At 64.9% G+C, this 15,977-nt stretch carries 15 protein-coding genes; 9 read left to right on the top strand and 6 right to left on the bottom strand.

Annotation, left to right across the window (positions count from 1 at the left end):
- Positions 1–3,102, bottom strand: a complete 3,102-nt coding sequence (locus ABEI27_RS01620; RefSeq protein ID WP_375797670.1) for an FAD-binding and (Fe-S)-binding domain-containing protein — start codon at positions 3,100–3,102, stop codon at positions 1–3.
- Positions 3,103–3,257: 155 nt separating this feature from the next.
- Here ABEI27_RS01620 and ABEI27_RS01615 point away from each other — a divergent pair, with 155 nt between their 5' ends.
- Positions 3,258–4,766, top strand: coding sequence for a DUF3179 domain-containing (seleno)protein (locus tag ABEI27_RS01615; RefSeq protein ID WP_375797669.1), 1,509 nt, complete (start codon positions 3,258–3,260; stop codon positions 4,764–4,766).
- Between the two features lie 13 nt (positions 4,767–4,779).
- On the opposite strand, the gene ABEI27_RS01610 is transcribed toward ABEI27_RS01615, so the two are convergent.
- From ABEI27_RS01610 to ABEI27_RS01600, 3 genes are all read right to left on the bottom strand, one after another.
- The gene (locus ABEI27_RS01610) at positions 4,780–5,073 is read right to left on the bottom strand and encodes a hypothetical protein (protein WP_375797668.1); all 294 of its coding nucleotides are present in this window, start codon (positions 5,071–5,073) and stop codon (positions 4,780–4,782) included.
- A 138-nt stretch (positions 5,074–5,211) separates the two neighbouring features.
- A complete protein-coding gene (locus tag ABEI27_RS01605; RefSeq protein WP_375797667.1) occupies positions 5,212–6,114 on the bottom strand; it encodes a class 1 fructose-bisphosphatase in 903 nt (300 codons plus the stop codon).
- Positions 6,115–6,269: 155 nt separating this feature from the next.
- Positions 6,270–7,202, bottom strand: coding sequence for a helix-hairpin-helix domain-containing protein (locus tag ABEI27_RS01600; protein ID WP_375797666.1), 933 nt, complete (start codon positions 7,200–7,202; stop codon positions 6,270–6,272).
- Positions 7,203–7,325: 123 nt separating this feature from the next.
- On the opposite strand from ABEI27_RS01600, the gene ABEI27_RS01595 reads away from it, so the two are divergent.
- From ABEI27_RS01595 to ABEI27_RS01580, 4 genes are all read left to right on the top strand, one after another.
- A complete protein-coding gene (locus tag ABEI27_RS01595) occupies positions 7,326–8,339 on the top strand; it encodes an ABC transporter ATP-binding protein (protein ID WP_375797665.1) in 1,014 nt (337 codons plus the stop codon).
- Positions 8,339–10,156 carry an ABC transporter permease gene (locus ABEI27_RS01590; RefSeq protein WP_375797664.1) on the top strand — a complete coding sequence of 606 codons (1,818 nt, stop codon included), beginning with the start codon at positions 8,339–8,341 and terminating at the stop codon, positions 10,154–10,156. The genes ABEI27_RS01595 and ABEI27_RS01590 overlap by 1 nt, the downstream gene beginning before the upstream one ends.
- Complete coding sequence (locus ABEI27_RS01585; RefSeq protein WP_375797663.1) at positions 10,149–11,216, top strand: ABC transporter permease; 1,068 nt, start codon at positions 10,149–10,151, stop codon at positions 11,214–11,216. Before ABEI27_RS01590 ends, ABEI27_RS01585 begins: the two co-directional genes overlap by 8 nt.
- A gap of 68 nt (positions 11,217–11,284) precedes the next feature.
- The gene (locus ABEI27_RS01580; RefSeq protein ID WP_375797662.1) at positions 11,285–11,608 is read left to right on the top strand and encodes a DUF5798 family protein; all 324 of its coding nucleotides are present in this window, start codon (positions 11,285–11,287) and stop codon (positions 11,606–11,608) included.
- A gap of 32 nt (positions 11,609–11,640) precedes the next feature.
- On the opposite strand, the gene ABEI27_RS01575 is transcribed toward ABEI27_RS01580, so the two are convergent.
- Positions 11,641–12,069, bottom strand: coding sequence for a CoA-binding protein (locus ABEI27_RS01575; RefSeq protein WP_375797661.1), 429 nt, complete (start codon positions 12,067–12,069; stop codon positions 11,641–11,643).
- Positions 12,070–12,300: 231 nt separating this feature from the next.
- On the opposite strand from ABEI27_RS01575, the gene ABEI27_RS01570 reads away from it, so the two are divergent.
- The 4 genes from ABEI27_RS01570 to ABEI27_RS01555 are packed head-to-tail and all read left to right on the top strand — an operon-like array spanning position 12,301 to position 14,852.
- Positions 12,301–12,609: a hypothetical protein gene (locus ABEI27_RS01570; RefSeq protein ID WP_375797660.1), complete on the top strand. Its 309-nt coding sequence runs from the start codon at positions 12,301–12,303 to the stop codon at positions 12,607–12,609.
- A complete protein-coding gene (locus ABEI27_RS01565; RefSeq protein ID WP_375797659.1) occupies positions 12,606–14,153 on the top strand; it encodes a molybdopterin-dependent oxidoreductase in 1,548 nt (515 codons plus the stop codon). Before ABEI27_RS01570 ends, ABEI27_RS01565 begins: the two co-directional genes overlap by 4 nt.
- 51 nt (positions 14,154–14,204) lie before the next feature.
- Entirely contained in the window at positions 14,205–14,519 is a 315-nt protein-coding gene (locus ABEI27_RS01560; protein WP_375797658.1) for a winged helix-turn-helix domain-containing protein, read from the top strand.
- Between the two features lie 42 nt (positions 14,520–14,561).
- On the top strand, positions 14,562–14,852 hold the full coding sequence (locus tag ABEI27_RS01555) for a hypothetical protein (protein WP_375797657.1): 291 nt from the start codon (positions 14,562–14,564) through the stop codon (positions 14,850–14,852).
- 50 nt (positions 14,853–14,902) lie between these two features.
- On the opposite strand, the gene ABEI27_RS01550 is transcribed toward ABEI27_RS01555, so the two are convergent.
- Positions 14,903–15,694 (bottom strand): hypothetical protein, encoded by a 792-nt coding sequence (locus ABEI27_RS01550; RefSeq protein ID WP_375797656.1) that lies wholly within the window; start codon positions 15,692–15,694, stop codon positions 14,903–14,905.
- Between the last annotated feature and the right edge of the window lie 283 nt (positions 15,695–15,977).

Raw genomic sequence — 15,977 nt, 5'->3', positions numbered from 1 at the left:
TTACCTCACCAGCCCTGCGGCGAGCGCCTCGATCGGTGTCGGCGGCTCTTCGCGTCCGCTGTTCTCGCGGGCTAGCAGTGCGTGATCGACGGTCGTATCCAGATCTGAGAGTTGGGTCCGACACGACGCACCGGGGGCGACAACCGACTCCGTCTCGCTGTCGTCGATCTGTTCTTTCAGCGTCTCCCCGATGGCCGTGCTCATCGCGTGGTGTTCGGCCTCGTAGCCGAAACTGCCGGCCATCCCACAGCACCCCGAGTCGAGTGGGTCCACGCGGTAGCCCGCTCGGCGGAGCACGCCAACGGCGTGGTGGTCTTTCTTCGTCGCTTTCTGGTGACAGTGGCCGTGATACGCGACCGAGCGCTCGGGGGCGTCGAACTCGATGTCGTCGTCCAGCCGGAACGTGTCGAGGTACTCACAGACGCCGTAACTGTTCGCCCGTAGCGTGTCGACGTCGGGGCCGGAGAGCAGATCGCCGTAATCCGACTGCAGCATCACCGCGTCGGACGGCTCAGCGACGACGACGTCCCAGCCATCCTCGATCCGCGGGAGGAACGCGTCGACGTTCTCCCGGGCCGTCTCGCGGGCAACGTCGAGGAACCCTTTCGAGAACGCCGGTCGGCCGCTGTCTGTCACCTCCGCGACGTCGACGTACACCCCGGCGGCTTCGAGCACTTCGACGGCGGCCTTCCCGACGTCCGGATGGCTGTAGTTCGTGTACGTATCCGGCAGGAGGACGGCGTGACGCTCGGCGTCGTCGGGGGCGACTCGTGAACCGCCACGCGCCTCAAACCAGTCCTGCAGCGTCTCACGCTCGAACGTGGGGAGCGTCCGCTCGGTCGCGATACCGACGGCCTGCTCGAGGATCGTCCGTGCGCCGGGGACCTTCGTCGCCCAGTTCGTGAGCGGCGCGAACGTGCTGCCCAGACTGGCAAGGGTGTCTACGTTGGCGAAGACCTTCGAGCGGAGTGAGGAGCCGTGTTCCTCGTGGTAGGCGTGCGTGACTTCGGCTTTGAGTTTCGCGAGGTCGACCTCGCTCGGGCAGTCGTTCGCACAGCCCTTGCACCCGATACAGAGGTCCATCACCTCGGTGACGAATTTCTCATCCGTCGGGTCGTCCGGGAGGTCGCCGCTCATCGCCTGCCGGAGCATATTCGCCCGGCCGCGGGTCGCGGTGATCTCCTCGTCGGCCGCGCGATAGGTCGGGCACATCACGCCGCCGTCGGACTGCTGGGTTCGGCAGCCGCCACACCCGTGACAGAGTTCGACCATTCCCTGCATCCCGTTCTCGTTGTCCCACTCAAGCGCGGCTTCGAAGCCGGCCTCGAACTCGTAGTCGGGGTCAAAGCGGAGGTTCTCCGTGAGCGAGACGTCGCCGCAGACCTGTCCCGGGTTGAGTAGCCAGTCGGGATCGAACGCGGTCTTGAGATCCTGGAAGGCGAACCAGAGTTCGTCACCGTACAGTTTCCGGTTCCACTGAGTTCGGGCGCGCCCGTCGCCGTGTTCGCCCGACACCGACCCACCGAGCTCGACGACGAGGTCGGTGACGGCCTCGCCGATGGCCTGCATCGCGTCAACGTCGGGCTGGGACTTCGTGTCCACGAGCGGGCGGACGTGCAGGACGCCCGGACCGGCGTGGGCGTAGAACGCCGCGAACGTGTCGTGTTCGTCCAAGACGTCCTGGAAGCCGGAGACGAACTCGGGGAGGTGCTCCGGCGGGACGGCGCAGTCTTCGAGGAAACTGATGTGTTTCGCGTCGCTCGTCCGACTCAGGAGAATCGGGAGCCCCGACTTCCGAAGTTTCCAGAGTTCTTTGCGGTCCGCCTTGTCGTGCGCCTTCAGCGCGTCGAAGGCGTAGCACTCCGAAGCAGTGGCGGCCGTTGCGCTCTCCGCGTCGACCCCGCCGTCAGCCTTCCGCGCGGGGACTCGATCAGCGAGCAGATCCTGGATCTGTTCTCTTCCGTCCTCCTCGCTGTCGGCGTAGAATTCGACGAGCAGCGCGGCCTCCGTCCGATCCGGCAGTCTCCCCGCGACTTCCTCGAACTCGGAGGTCTCCTCGGCCAGGCCGATCAACACGTCGTCAATGAGTTCGACGGCCGCGGGGTCGTGGTCGAGGACGTGAACGACGTCGCTGACGGTGTCGAGAACGCTGTCGTACGTCAGTAGGGCGACCGATTTCGTCTCGGGTTTCGGTTCCAGCGAGACGGTGGCTTCCGTGATGACTGCGAGTGTGCCCTCGGACCCCGCGAGCAGTCGCGCGAGGTTGACCACGCCCGCCTCGCCGAACTCGCCTTCGGCCTCCGCGTGCAGGCGATCGAGGTTGTATCCCGACACGTTCCGCTTCATCTCGGGGTAGCGCCGCTCGATTTCGTCGCCGTGATCGTCGAGGAGTTCGACGACTCCTGCGGCGACGCGTTCCTCGGCGTCGCCATCGAGGTCGGCTCGCTCGCGGAGTTCGGCCACCTCGACGTCGCCGAAGGTGGTGACGGTTCCGTCGGCCAGCACCGCCTCGACCTCCTCGACGTAGTGGTCCGTCTTCTCGTAGACAAGCGAGTGCGCGCCAGTCGAGTTGTTGCCGATTGCGCCCCCGATGGCACTTCGGTTGCCCGCGGCCGGATCAGGGCCGAACGTCAGTTCGTGCTCGGCCGCGCGGTCGTTCAGTGTCGCGAGAACGGTCCCCGCCTGAACCCGCGCTTCCCGGGCGTCGGGGTCGATCGACTGAACGCCGTCCATATGGCGCGTAAAGTCCAGTACCACGGCTTCGTTGACTGTCTGTCCGGCGAGGCTCGTCCCGCCGCCGCGGGGGAGGACCGGGATCCCCTCCTCGGCGCAGTAGCCGACGACCTTCGCCACGTCGGCTGTCGACATCGGGAAGACGACGCCGATGGGCGTCACCTCGTAGGCGCTCGCGTCGGTGGCGTACATCTGTCGGGTGTACGTGTCGAAGCGGACCTCCCCGGTGACTCGCGCGTCGAGCGCATCCACGAGGTCCGGTCGTTCGACCGACTCGGAGACGTACTGATAGTCCGAGCGGTCGTCGCGGGCCGGCGCAGGGCGTGCCACGCCGCCGTCAGGAACGGCATCGCTGTCGCGATCAGGCATATTACCTGTTACTGAGTAGAACGGGCACTTATAACCGCCGCTGTCGGCACCCCCGAGACGCACTCGGTTTCGTTTCGATCGACGACCGGTGCGATTTCGGCATCTCCACTCACGGAGATAGTATTTTGTCGCTCCATACAGACGTTCACCTATAGATGTCAGCGAGCACCGAGCGACTGCAGGAACTGACTGACCGGCTCCTGGTTCGTGACGCTGGCGCTCACGCCGAAGCGGTCGGCGCGCTCGCCGAAGCGGGCGACGAACGGGTCGTTCCACACCTGGCCGAACTGATCGTGATCGACAGTATCGCCAACGATTGGGAGTCCTTCGGCTTCCCCGCAGTCCTCAGAGAGCGGGACCCGCCGCGGTACCTGGATCTCCCCGAGGTTCGCTGGCCCGGCGTTCGCGACGCCCTCGCAACGCTCACGGATCGGAACTTCGACTCCGATCACGCGTGGGTCGAGTGGGAGACGTGGTACTCCCAGCAAGCGTTCGATCCACTGCCGGGCTTCGACGACTGGAAACTCCGCCTCTATCACTCGTACCTCCCGCCAGTTGGCGGACTCCTGGACTGCGACCCGCGAGACTTCGACATCGGCGACATCCGCTGGGGCAACTGCGATCGCTCGTTCCTGGCGGCCCTGAACGCGCCCACGTTCGTCCCCGGTGACGCCGTGGACGCGAGCGCCGAACCCGACGATAGCACGGACGGCGGAGCCGACGCCTCGGAACGCTATCTCGAGGACGACCACCTCGTCTTCGGGTTCGAAATCCAGGGGACGGCTTACGCCGTGCCGCGATGGGTGCTGTTCCCGCACGAGCTACTGAACGCCGAACTCGACGGCGTTCCGGTGAGTCTCACCTACTGCACGCTCTGTAACGCCCCGATTCTCTACGATCGCCGACTGCCGACCAGCAGCGACGGGCCAGGGGCACACGAGGATGATACCGGTCGATCTACCCGCGACGTGCGGACGTTCGGCAACAGTGGAATGCTCGCGTCCGGCAACAAAGTGATGTACGACGAGGAGACCGAGACAATCTGGGACCAGCACGCCGGGACGCCGATCGGCGGGCCGGAACTCGGCGAGAACCCGGATCTCGTTCTCGACCAGTTCGCGGTCACGCAGACCGAGTGGGCAGACTGGAAGGCTCAGTCTCCGGATACGCTCGCGCTCGACATCGATACGGGCTACGAATACAACTACGAGCACTACGACGGTGACATCGGCTTCTTCGAGCATTACTGGAACCGTGAGGAGGTCGTCCAACCGGGCGTCGAGCGCGCTGACGGGCCGCTCCCCGAGAAGGCCTCAGTCTACGGTCTCACGGGCGACAGTGCGGACGAAGTCTGGGTCGTCCCCATCGACGCCCTCCGCGAGCGGGAGAGCGGCGTTGTCGGCGGCGAGGTGGCGGGCCGTCGCGTGGTCGCAACGCTCGATGCGACCGACGATGTGGCCGTCTACGAGGCCCCGGATCCGGCGGTCGAGCGCGTCGCGGACGAGGATGGCGTCGCCCTCATCGACCGATCAGGGACGCGCTGGGCCCTCCGCCGCAACGAACTGCGCTCTTCCGACGGCGAGACGCGCGAGCGAGTTCCCGGTCGCCACGGCCTCTGGTTCGCGTTCCGGACGCACTACGAGACGGCACACGTCGTCGAGTGACCCGACCGAGTGATCAGATCCGCTCGGAGTCGAGGCCGTCGATGCGCCGCCCTCCGGCGTCGGCCTGCTGGCTGAGGGCTTCCACCTGTCGTTCCACGTCGTCGAACCTTCGCGTCACGGTTTGCGGCCGACGCTCCGGATCATCGTCTCGTCGCTTCGGTTCTTGATCGTCGGTGTCGCTCTTAAAGAACGCACCGACGCCTATGAAGATCGGAACCGTCACCGACCCGAACAGCGGGAGGACGAACACCGTTTCGGGGTCATATTCGGACGTCGTCGCTCCCGCGAATTTTGTGTTTTGATACATCATCAGGGGCTCAATGTGACTCGTAAAAACTGCTAGAGCATTTATTTACTTACTGTTTGTACCCTTCTATCCACTAATCGGCCTCGTTACTCTCTGCTTAGACAGCATATATCTTCAGAGAAAACTATATATCTGTTTTTACGATGATTCGTGATCAGCAAGCGCGGCCTCGATGTCGTCGACGAACTCCTGATTGCCGACGTACACCGGGGTCCGGGCGTGAAGGTCGTCTTTTTCGACCGCCAGAAGCGACTGAGATCCGTCCGAGGATGATCCACCGGCGGTCTCGACGATGTAGCCCACTGGATACCCCTCGAACTGGACGCGGAGTTTGCTCTCGGGTGCGGTTTCGAGCGTCGGATACGCGAAGATCCCACCGTACGTGAGCACCTGGTTCACGTCGCCGATCATCGCTCCGCCGTAGCGGAGTTTCATCGACGGGTCCGATTCGACGTCCTCGGCGAAGTCCTCGAACTCTTCGACCCAGTTGGGCACGCGACCGCCGAACCCGTACACCGAGGGGTCGCTGGGAATGGAGACGTCCTCCTGAATGACCTGGTACTGGCCGTCCGGGTGGATGACGTACTCAGTGACGTGAGAGTCACGCGCGACCATCATCGTCGTCGTCGCCCCGTAGAGGACGTACGCCGCGCCCACCAACTGGTCGCCAGTCGCAGGGAGGTCACCGTCGTACACCGCGACGATGGTCCCCATCGCGGCGTTCGGTTCGAGATTCGACGACCCGTCCAGCGGATCGACGCACACAGAGAGTCCCGACCCGACGTCGATCGGATCGGGTTGCTCCTCGCTGGCGTACACCCCGACGCCGTCGAGTTCGCCGATCCGCGCTTCGAACAGGTCGTCGGCGTAGACGTCGGCCTCCTTCTGCGTCTCCCCGGAGGGGTTCTCGCCCTCCACGGTCGCCCGGCGACCCGGAAGCCCCTCTCTGATGTCGGGCGCGGATGTCGCGACGACGTCGAAGATGGCGTCAAGCGTCGCGCTCGTCGATTCAGCGTCGGACGGAGCGGAAGGATCAGGCATAACTGTGAGATCACTCGGATTACCGCGTGCGTGTGAACTGATCCGGTAACGGATCACATAAAATCTTTGATCAAAATCACTTGCTACCGAGGGCTCACCGCCCGAAATCGGTCACGGCCCTCTCCGTCCCGGTTCGGGCGCGTATCCGACCAGCCTCACCCGTCAGCGTCGTGGTCGCGGGCGCGCTGCCGCCACGACCACACACGGTCAGTGTCGACATCGAGCGCATCAGCGACGCTCTCTGGATCCGCCGTCGCGAGTCGTCGGACGGACCCGATCCCCGCCTTCCGGAGGATCCTCGCCACGTCGTCGCCGAAGCCTTCTACGGCGGTCAACGGAGTCGGCGCGCTTCGCTCCCGCCAGGCCGACTCCGCGTCGCGGGCGTCGCCGTCGGCGTCGTCTGACTCCGAGATTCCCCCAGCGCGCCAGGCCGCCTCGCCCGCCGTCGACGGCGACTCGTCGGAATCGGAACCGTCGTCGCCAGTATCCGAATCGCTCGTGTGACCCTGCCAGGCGGCCTCACCGGCAGTCGCATCGCCCGATCCGTCGGCTTCCGCGTCCGAGTCGGACTCCGACCAACCGGACGACTCGGCGATCCACGCGCGCTCTTCGTCATCGAGGCCGCGGATCTGGTCGGAGCGCCTGTCCAGATCGGTCCCCCCGCCGTCGAGCGACCACGAGAGCGAGTGCTCGCGACGGACCTTTGCGGCGACACCGCGATTGACGCCTGCGTCCGTCAGGTCGCGGTACGAGACGCGCTTCTTCCAGATGTCCGCGACAGAGATGTTCGACTCTGCGAGAAGCGGCGCAGTCTTCGGACCGACGAATCGGAGATCCTCGAACGTTTCCGGGACCGCCTGCGGTCGCGACGCGCCCCCAGTTGTGTCGCTGATTCCGCCTCGGTCCGCATCAGACACGTCGTCGCTGGATGCCGTGCCCGTGCTCTCCTCATCTGGGACCGTGTTCCACGGAAGCGGGATGTCGAGCGGATCCCCGTCGGGGACGTCGGCACCGCTGTCGAACCCCGGGTCCGCCACGTCGGGGTCGGGGGCGATCGACTCCTCGGACCCATCCCCATCGTCTGTCACGCTTGTCTCTCAGGTTGTATCTCCGCAGACGGTAACTTGAGTATTTCCGTCATCGTCAGATCCAATCTCAGGGTTGATAGCCTCGCCGGCGGCTTTATTCGGGGTGCCGCCGACGGTCCGACAATGGCGACGATACGTGTCGAGGGACTCAGAAAGACCTACGGCGACTTCCCCGCCGTCGTCGGCAGCGACTTCAGCGTCGACACCGGCGAGATCTTCGGCATCGTCGGGCCGAACGGTGCGGGCAAGACGACGACGCTGAAGATGTTAGCGGGCCTCGTCGAGCCGTCGGCGGGCCGTGCCGAGGTAGCCGGTCTGGACGCTGGCGACCCGGAGATGCGGCGAGATCTCGGCTTTCTCCCGGAGGAATCCCCGCTGTACGAGGATATGACTCCTCGGTCGTACCTGAAGTTCTTCGCTGATCTGTACGACGTCCCTCGCGAGGCCGCGCGCGACCGGACCGAATCGACGCTCGACCGACTCGAACTCGAACACCGCGAGCGCCGCCTCGGCGATATGTCGAAGGGGATGAAGCGAAAAGTCGCGATTGCCCGCTCGCTCGTCAACGACCCGGACCTCCTCATTTACGACGAACCGGCGTCCGGACTGGATCCGTTGACGACGAACTACGTACTGGAGTTCACGCGCGATCTTGCTGACGAGGGCAAGACCGTCGTATTCAGCGCACACAACCTCTATCACGTCGAGAGCGTCTGCGACCGGATCGTGATTATGAACCGCGGTGAGATCATCGCTCGGGGGACTATCCCAGAGATCCGCGAGCAGTACGGAACCACCGCGTACCACGTCTTTACGACCGTTCCTATCAACGGTGCAACAATTGATCACCGCGCTGACGCGGAGCGCTACCGCGCTGTCGTCGACGATATGACCGCCGTGGAGTCGGTCCGGGAGGCCGCTGCAGCGGCCGGCGGAGAGGTCGTCGACATTCGAACGCGAGAGCAGAGTCTGGAAGACATCTTCCTCGACCTGGCAAGCGGGATGCCTCCTGCGGCAGCGGGCGGTGACGGGCGTGCGCCGAATGAGGCAGCGACGGCGGCCCCGAAGGGAGCGGCGGAACAGGCGTCGGACGGCGGGCGATCCACCCCGGACACATCGAACAGGAGTCACGAGTAGTGACGCGCTCACTTCGGGAACACCTCTCGGCGATCGTGCGGATTGCCCGCTGGGAGAGTGAGCGCTCAGCCGGCGTCGTCGATCGCCGGACGGCCGCTCTCGGCGTAGTCGCGCTACTCCTCGCTGGGGCGGTGGTCGGCGCAAGCGCCATAGCCGGCGGCGTCGCACTCGACCGCGACATCTATCGCGTCGGCGTCGCCGACGACAGCCCGTACCGCGCACCAGTCGAGCGAAGCGTGGCGCTGGAAGCGAGGCAACCCGACCCCGACGCGCTCCGCGCCGGCGATGTCGATGTCCTGGTGACCGACGGCCAGGTCCGCGTCGCCGGCACGCCGAAAGGGCGCGCGGCGCTCTCGGAGTTCCGGTCTGCGGTTCGCTCGTACAACGTCGGACTGATGCGCACACAGGAAAACGGCTCCGCAGCGTTCCCCGTCGTGGTCGTTCTCCAGTACGTCTCGCGCGCCGACGGACTGCCGAAGTCCGTTACCGACGGAGATGACGGGAGTGTCGGGGGCGTCGGGGGCGGAGGAAGCGGTGGCGGGGGAGGCGACGGCGGGACGGTCACGCCCACTGACGACGGGAGCGGGTCGGCAACAGGTGGCGACGGGGGCAGCGGCCCGCTCGGCGTTCCGGGACTCGGCGGTATCAACCCGCTCGGCAGCAGTGGGTCGGGATCGCCTGCGGAGATCCAGCCGCCGTTCCCGTTCGGGTCGCTCGTCCTCGCTTTCGCCTTTCTGGTCCCGATGAACTTCGTCGTTCAGGCGTACGGCAGTACGATGCTCAACGAGCGGATCAACCGCCGCGGCGAACTGCTGCTCGTGGCACCGATCTCACCGGCCGACATCGTCGCCGGGAAGACACTGCCGTATCTGGGGGCGATGATCGCGCTGACGGCGCTCGTCGCGCTCGGTGTCGGCGGGAGCCTCGTCTCTGTCGCGGCCGTGCTCCCGATCGCCCTGGTATTTCTGGCGGCGACGTTCGCCGGGGCGATGTTCGCGCGGTCGTTCAAGGAACTCACCTTCGTGACGGTCACGGCCTCGGTGGTCCTGACCGCCTACACGTTCGTGCCGGCCATCTTCGCGAACGTCACGCCGATCGCACTCATCTCGCCGCTGACGGTCGTCGTCCGCGACCTCCAGCCCCTGCAGTCGGTGACGCCGGACGCATTCCTGTTCGCGACGGCACCCTTCACGCTCTGTGCTGGCGTGCTGTTCCTGCTGGGCGTCGGCATCTATCGGGAGGAGGATATGTTCACCCAGCGACCGGTCCCGCTGAAGTTCCTCGACGCGCTCGACGCTCGGGTGTCGCGACCGCGAGACGTCGCGATCCTCTCGGGGCTGTCGATCCCGTTCGTCTTCGTCGCGGAACTACTCGCCATCGCCGTGCTCTTCGCGCTCCCGGTGTCGCTCACGATCCCGCTGTTGCTGTTCGTCGTGGCCCTGATCGAAGAGGTCGCCAAGAGCCTTCACGTCTACGCCGCGTTCGAGAGCGGGACGTTCCCCGGAACGCGGCGCGTCGCACTCGTCCTCGGCGCGCTCTCAGGGCTCGGGTTCTTTGTCGGTGAGAAGTTCACCGCGGTGGCGCAGGTCGTCGGGCTTCCGGAGTTGGCGCTGGGGCAGGCCGCCTTCGCCCCCGCCGGGATCGGCCTGTTTTCGGCCGCCGGGTTGCTGTTTGCGCCGCTGGTGTTACACGTCGTCACCGCGGCGGTGACTGCACTCGGGGCGCAGCGGGACCTCAGGTGGTACGCGGTTGCGTTCGTCGGCAGCGTCCTGCTGCATACGGCGTACAACCTCACGGTGGTGAGTCGCTTTGGGTGACCGGACCGATCCGCGCCCGACGATCGCCCGTCGGGAACTCGGGAGCCTCCGGAAAGAAAAGACTATTATGCTCGCACTGGTCTTGCAACTGTTCATTGCGGCGTTCTCGTCGTTCCTGGTCGTCGGCCTCGTGTCGCTGTACGACCCCGGGCAGGTTCAGGGGACCGAGGTCGACGTCGCCGTAACGGGCGACGCGTCGGAGGACCTGATCCGGGCCGCACGCGAGGTTCGCGGCGTCAACGCGCAGTACTACCGCAGCGAGGAAACGGCGCTACGGGCGTTTCAGGAGTACCGGGGCACCGGCATCGACGCGGTGTTGATCGCAGAAACCCGGGACGACCGGGTGTTCGTGAGAGCGGTCGCGCCCGACGGCAACGTGCAGACGACGGTGGTCGTGGTCCAACTGCGTGAGGTGCTGCGGTCGTTCGAGGACCTGGAGCGCTCTCAGCGAGCGGCGTCTCTGAACTCCCTGCCGCTTGAGTTGCCGCCGAAGACTTCATCGAGCCCGTACTTCGGGTTCACCTACACGATACTCCTCCCGCTGTTGCTCTTCCTCCCAGTGTTCATTTCGGGGTCGATCTCGGTCGACGCACTCACCGAGGAGATCGACCGCGGAACCTTGGAGTTACTGCGAGTCGCACCAGTCTCGATGACCGACGTTGTCGACGGCAAACTCCTCGCGGCCGCCGGACTCGCCCCCGTGCAGGCCGCGCTGTGGGTGCTCCTGCTGGAACTGAACGGGACCAACGTCTCGAACGTTCCGGCGCTGCTCGCGTTGGTGGCGGCGATGGCGCTTCTGGTCTGTGCTGTCGGTGCCGCAGTGGCCCTGTTGGCCCCCGAGCGCCGGGCCGCGCAGTTTCTTTACTCGATCGGCGTTCTGGTCGTCTTCGGCGGAACCGCGGTGTTCCCGAACGGCCCCATCAACGCCGCCGCTCGGCTCGCCATCGGGAGTGGTGGCGGGGCCGAGTACGTGGCGGTGGGAGTCGTGATCGTCGCCTCGCTCGCCGCCTACGGTGGACTCCGTGGGATCGTCGGCCGGGTCGATCCGGACGCGCTCTGACCTGGTGGGGGCCGAGCACGACGTCCGAAAGCCGGAACACACACAACCCCCGGGCGTCGTGAAAGCATATGGGACTCGGAGGCACGGCAAAGAAGCTCCAGAAAGTGACGGAGATGGCCGAAGACGTCTACACGCGGCTGAACGATCTACGGGATCAGATCGTCGAGATGCGCGAGACGACCCAGGACACCGCCGATCGGGTCGATCGGCTCGAGAAGGAAACCGCGGAGATGCGGGCGATCCTCGAGACACTCGCCGAGCAGGAAGGAATCGACGTCGACACCGTGACCGCCGAGGCACACATCGCAGAGGCCGAGGCGGACGACGCTACCGCAGCGGATCGGGCGAACGACTCCGGCGAGGCTGACGGAGCGAGCGAATCGGACGCGTAATCGGAGTGCGCCGCTGACGCTCGGACGTAGACTTACCCGGCGAGCCGAGCGTGTTCGACTTTCATACACTTATCCTGGACGAAATCGAGTCCAGCCTCGGCGGCGTGGTCGCCGGCGTCCTCGTTGGTGATCCCGAGTTGGAGCCACACCGACGAGACGTCGCCGACGTCCTCGTGGCGATCGATCGCCGCGTCGACGATGTCGCCGGTTTCCTCGCTCGGCCGGAACACGTCAACGACGTCGATGTCGATTGACTCCGGGACGTCCGACAGCGAGTCGTACGCCGTCTCGCCGAGAATTTCATTGGCGAAGGGGTTGACCGGAACGATTTCGTAACCCTGCCGCTGGAGGTAGGCCGGAATGTCGTGGGCCGCTTTACCGGCGGTCGTCGAACATCCGACCACAGCCACCGTGTCGCCGTCCAGTACCGAACGGAGTCCGTCGTCGTCAGTGATGGGCATAAGTGAACAAACGTGCGCATAGCGTAAAATACTGCTGTACGAGGCAGTCAGGTCGTCCGCGTCCCGCGAAATTGGGACGAAATTTGCACAGAGTTTGCACAAACCATGAGGGGATACGGGCGTGACTCCGAAGCGAGCTTGAAAAATGTACTTCCGAGTATCGGGTCTCCATCCACGTAGATGGACCGAACCAACCTCACACGACGGCGAATACTGCGAGCTGCCGGAACAGTGACGGTCGCTGCACTGGCCGGGTGCACGACCGGTAGCGATCAGGTGACACAGACGGCCGGTGACGACGAGATGGATACGGAGACGACGGCCGGGACGGGTACTGACAGATCGATGGACAGCGAGTCAACCGAGTCGTCGATGAACGACTCGATGGGCACCGAGACGATGAACGAGTCAATAAAAACCGCGACGATGAACGAGTCAATGGAAACTGAGACAATGAACGGCTCGATGGACAGCGCTAATCAGACAGCGACCCGAGACAGAGAGATGAACGAATCCACTGGCACCGAGATGTCGGGATGATCGACGTAGATCGGCGACTGAGACTCGTGGCCGCAGCCGGTGTTAGCGGGGTCGCCGGGTCGTATGCTGTGACGGGGTACTCCCGTCAGTTTGTCGTCGCTCCGATCGATGCATTCGTCGTCAGATCGACGCCCGGCCGCATCGTCTCGTTTATGATCACAAACGTCGGCTCGGAGGCGCACGTGCTCCACATCGCGCTTGCGGTCTTCGCCGCGATTGTGGCGCTCGGAGCGGCTGGCCTGGCTGGATTCCTCGGCGCACAGCGGTTGAACCTTCGGCCCCGACTCGTGGGGCCTGTGCTTGGAGGAGTTCTCGCCTGGGGCGTCACCACGGGGCTGACGAATCTCCCGATCGAATCTCTCGGCGCGGCGATCCCGGTCGCGCTGCTCGTCACGCTGGAAGCAGTGATGGGAGATCTTGCCCGCGACACACCCACCTCGTCGCAGCGGCGGGTACTCCTCGCCGAAATCGGCTCGGTGGGAGTCGCCATACTGGCCGGTGGGGCCGGGTTGCTCCGGAGGCTCGACTCCGAGGCGACGGCGCAGACAGGGTCGGATCCCGCGGTGGTGAACGAACCGGCACAGACACCCAAACCAGCCGCTACTGACGATACCGACCCCGAACCAGGTGAGGTGGAGCAGTTGCTCACACAGGCCGAGTCTCAGTCGCTGGAGTTCGCCGGCGACGGTCTGCCTGGACTCGTCAGCGAGGTCGGCTCCTTCTACAACGTCGACATCGCGCAGTTCGATCCGGAACTGCCCCCAGAGGACTGGTCGCTGACGTTCACCGGGGAAGTCGGTGCAGAGCGGACGATCAACTTCGAGGAACTGACCGAGCGGTCCGTCGAACACCGCTACGTCACGCTGCGCTGCGTCGGCGAATCGCTCAACGGGAAGAAACTCGATACGGCCATCTGGACGGGAACGCCGCTGAAACCGCTGCTCGACGAGATCGACCCACAGGGCGCCTGCGGGTGTGCAATGCTGCGGGCAGAGGACGGGTACTTTGTGCAGTTCCCGGTCGATGCGCTCGAAGACGCGTTTCTCGCCTGGGGAATGAACGGACAGGCGCTGCCGACTTCACACGGCCATCCAGTGCGGGTGCTCGTTCCCGGTCATTGGGGCGAGACGAACGTGAAGTGGGTCTCGGAGATCGAACTGCTGAACAAGGAGGCCAAGGGATACTGGGAGAAACGCGGGTGGCACGGCACCGGCCCGGTGAATACGGTCGCCAAACTGTGGAGCGCCACGACGCTCGACGACGATCGCATCGAGGTGGCCGGACACGCCTACGCGGGAACTCGTGGAATCGAGAACGTCGAAGTCTCGACAGACGGCGGGGCGAACTGGGAAGACGCCGAACTTTCAGAGCCGCTTCCCGGCACGGACGTCTGGCGACAATGGAAGCACGTCTATCAGGCCGAGTCGAAGCACGAAGTCGTGGTCAGGGCCATCGATGGCACCGGAACGGTGCAACCGAAGGAGCAGTCGGACGCGTTCCCGAGCGGGTCGACGGGTTGGGTTTCCCAGACCGTCAGCCCCTAACCCGTATCGGGACTAATTTATAAGCACGTCCTCAATGACCCGCACATTGCGATGGAGAAGGCACTCTGGTATCTACTGGCTGGCACACGCGGCGGGGCGAACCGGGCCCGCATCATTCGCCTTCTCGACCACCGACCGCGTAACGCCAACCAACTTGCCGAGGCGCTGGAGGTGGACTACAATACGATCCGGCACCACCTCGACGTTCTTCTCGATCACGATGTCGTCGAAGCCGGCGGCGAGGACTACGGTGAACTGTACTTTCTCACTGACCGGTTCGAGGCGAACAGAGAGACGTTCGGGCGAATCGTCGATAGAGCGGAGTTCGAGATGGAGGACGAGAGCGATGATACGCACACCGACTGACGCGGTCGCACAGCCGATAGAAGCCTGCCGAGAGGGAGACGAATGACGCCCCTCCTGAGCATCGCCGCCGCGCTTTCGGTGGTGAACGTCGCTCTCCTCGTCGTGGTGAGTGTGGTCTGGGGACGCAACTACCAGACGTTTCAGTCGCCCCTCACGCTCGGACTCCTCGGTTTCGCCGCTGTCCTCGCTGTGGAGAATCTGGTGGCGCTGTTTTTCTTCTTCAGTATGGGAATGCTCTACACCGGATCGACCCTGGCACAGCAAACGGTGTTGGCGATGCGAGGGCTCCAGTTCGTCGCCGTCGTCTTCCTGACGTTCGTTTCGATGCGATAAGACTGCCGGCACTCTCGTCCGCAGACCGACTGGTAGCACACGTCCGCCCGCTACGCTTCTTGAAGAACCGAAACGAGGTGATCCGCCGCCGGCGGAACGCACGTGGCATAATAGTATGTGTGGACGAGTCCGCCGTACACGTCGCTGACTAGCGACGTGGAAACCTCGCCGCCTTCGCTCTCTGTCACTTCCTCGTGGACCTCGCTCATCTGGTAGTCGAACACCTCTCTCGCGGGCCAGTCGAGTTCGATCCGGAGCCTCTGAGGCGCACCGCCCCGCACTATCCGGAGTGCGGCGACGGCGTCGTCGTAGGCTTTCACGATCGGCGTCACCGAATTCGGCACACCGGACTCGCCCGCTCGAATCTTCTCGACAACCGTACTGAACGTCTCGATTCCGGCTAACCCGACGGCCGCCCGGAGGCACCGGTTCGCCGGCTGCAACCTGCCCCGCCGTCTCTCAAAGAACTGTTCATCGGCAAGTTCCAGAGCCATCCGGTAGAGCTCCCCTGCGGGGGTTCCTTCGATCGATCGCGAGGACGGCGGTTCGTTCGCATCGACGTACTGGCTGGCGTCCCTGTGTGCCGATGTGATATTGTACTGTTCGCTCAGCCGTTCGGCACCCGCCTGGATCGTCTCGAGAGAGGACGTCGGCTCCGACACCGACGCGCGGGAGGTCTCTCGAAACAGTTTCGCGTCCGCGAGTGCTGGCCGTGCGCCTTCGATCGACGCGGCGGCAGCGCTCACCCGGAACGGCGCGTCTCTCGGTGCTTCCGGGATCAACAGCCCCTCGCGGAACGACCGCTGAACGTCCCCGACGAGGTTCTCGACGTATTGGTGCACGAGCAGAGCTTCCAGCGGTGAGCCGCCGGCGGCGTCAACGCTTCGAGGAAGTCGTTCAGCGCTGATCGAACAGCGTTCCGCCTGGACCGGAGTGCCTGCAGATCGAACCGGCCGGTGGCCGCGGTGTACGCGGCGTTGAGGCCCGCGGCTTCGGCACGGACCAATCGGCGGTCGTCCAGCCGCTCACGCGGACCGAACGGATCCAACCAGAACGCTTCGTCCCTCTGGTTCGGATTCTCCGCTCCGGTCATCGTTCGAAACCGCTCTAAGACCTCCGATCGGC

Source organism: Halobellus sp. (assembly GCF_042218505.1).
Classification (GTDB): Archaea; Halobacteriota; Halobacteria; order Halobacteriales; family Haloferacaceae; genus Haloquadratum.
The sequence above is the reverse complement of the archived record's forward strand: the minus strand, read 5'-3'. Positions and strand labels throughout refer to the sequence as shown.

Excerpts from the sequence above, each read along its gene's own strand:
- ABEI27_RS01620 (WP_375797670.1), bottom strand. The coding sequence starts at position 3,102 with ATGCCTGATCGCGACAGCGATGCCGTTCCTGACGGCGGCGTGGCACGC.
- ABEI27_RS01615 (WP_375797669.1), top strand. The coding sequence starts at position 3,258 with ATGTCAGCGAGCACCGAGCGACTGCAGGAACTGACTGACCGGCTCCTG.
- ABEI27_RS01610 (WP_375797668.1), bottom strand. The coding sequence starts at position 5,073 with ATGTATCAAAACACAAAATTCGCGGGAGCGACGACGTCCGAATATGAC.
- ABEI27_RS01605 (WP_375797667.1), bottom strand. The coding sequence starts at position 6,114 with ATGCCTGATCCTTCCGCTCCGTCCGACGCTGAATCGACGAGCGCGACG.
- ABEI27_RS01595 (WP_375797665.1), top strand. The coding sequence starts at position 7,326 with ATGGCGACGATACGTGTCGAGGGACTCAGAAAGACCTACGGCGACTTC.
- ABEI27_RS01580 (WP_375797662.1), top strand. The coding sequence starts at position 11,285 with ATGGGACTCGGAGGCACGGCAAAGAAGCTCCAGAAAGTGACGGAGATG.
- ABEI27_RS01575 (WP_375797661.1), bottom strand. The coding sequence starts at position 12,069 with ATGCCCATCACTGACGACGACGGACTCCGTTCGGTACTGGACGGCGAC.
- ABEI27_RS01565 (WP_375797659.1), top strand. The coding sequence starts at position 12,606 with ATGATCGACGTAGATCGGCGACTGAGACTCGTGGCCGCAGCCGGTGTT.
- ABEI27_RS01560 (WP_375797658.1), top strand. The coding sequence starts at position 14,205 with ATGGAGAAGGCACTCTGGTATCTACTGGCTGGCACACGCGGCGGGGCG.
- ABEI27_RS01555 (WP_375797657.1), top strand. The coding sequence starts at position 14,562 with ATGACGCCCCTCCTGAGCATCGCCGCCGCGCTTTCGGTGGTGAACGTC.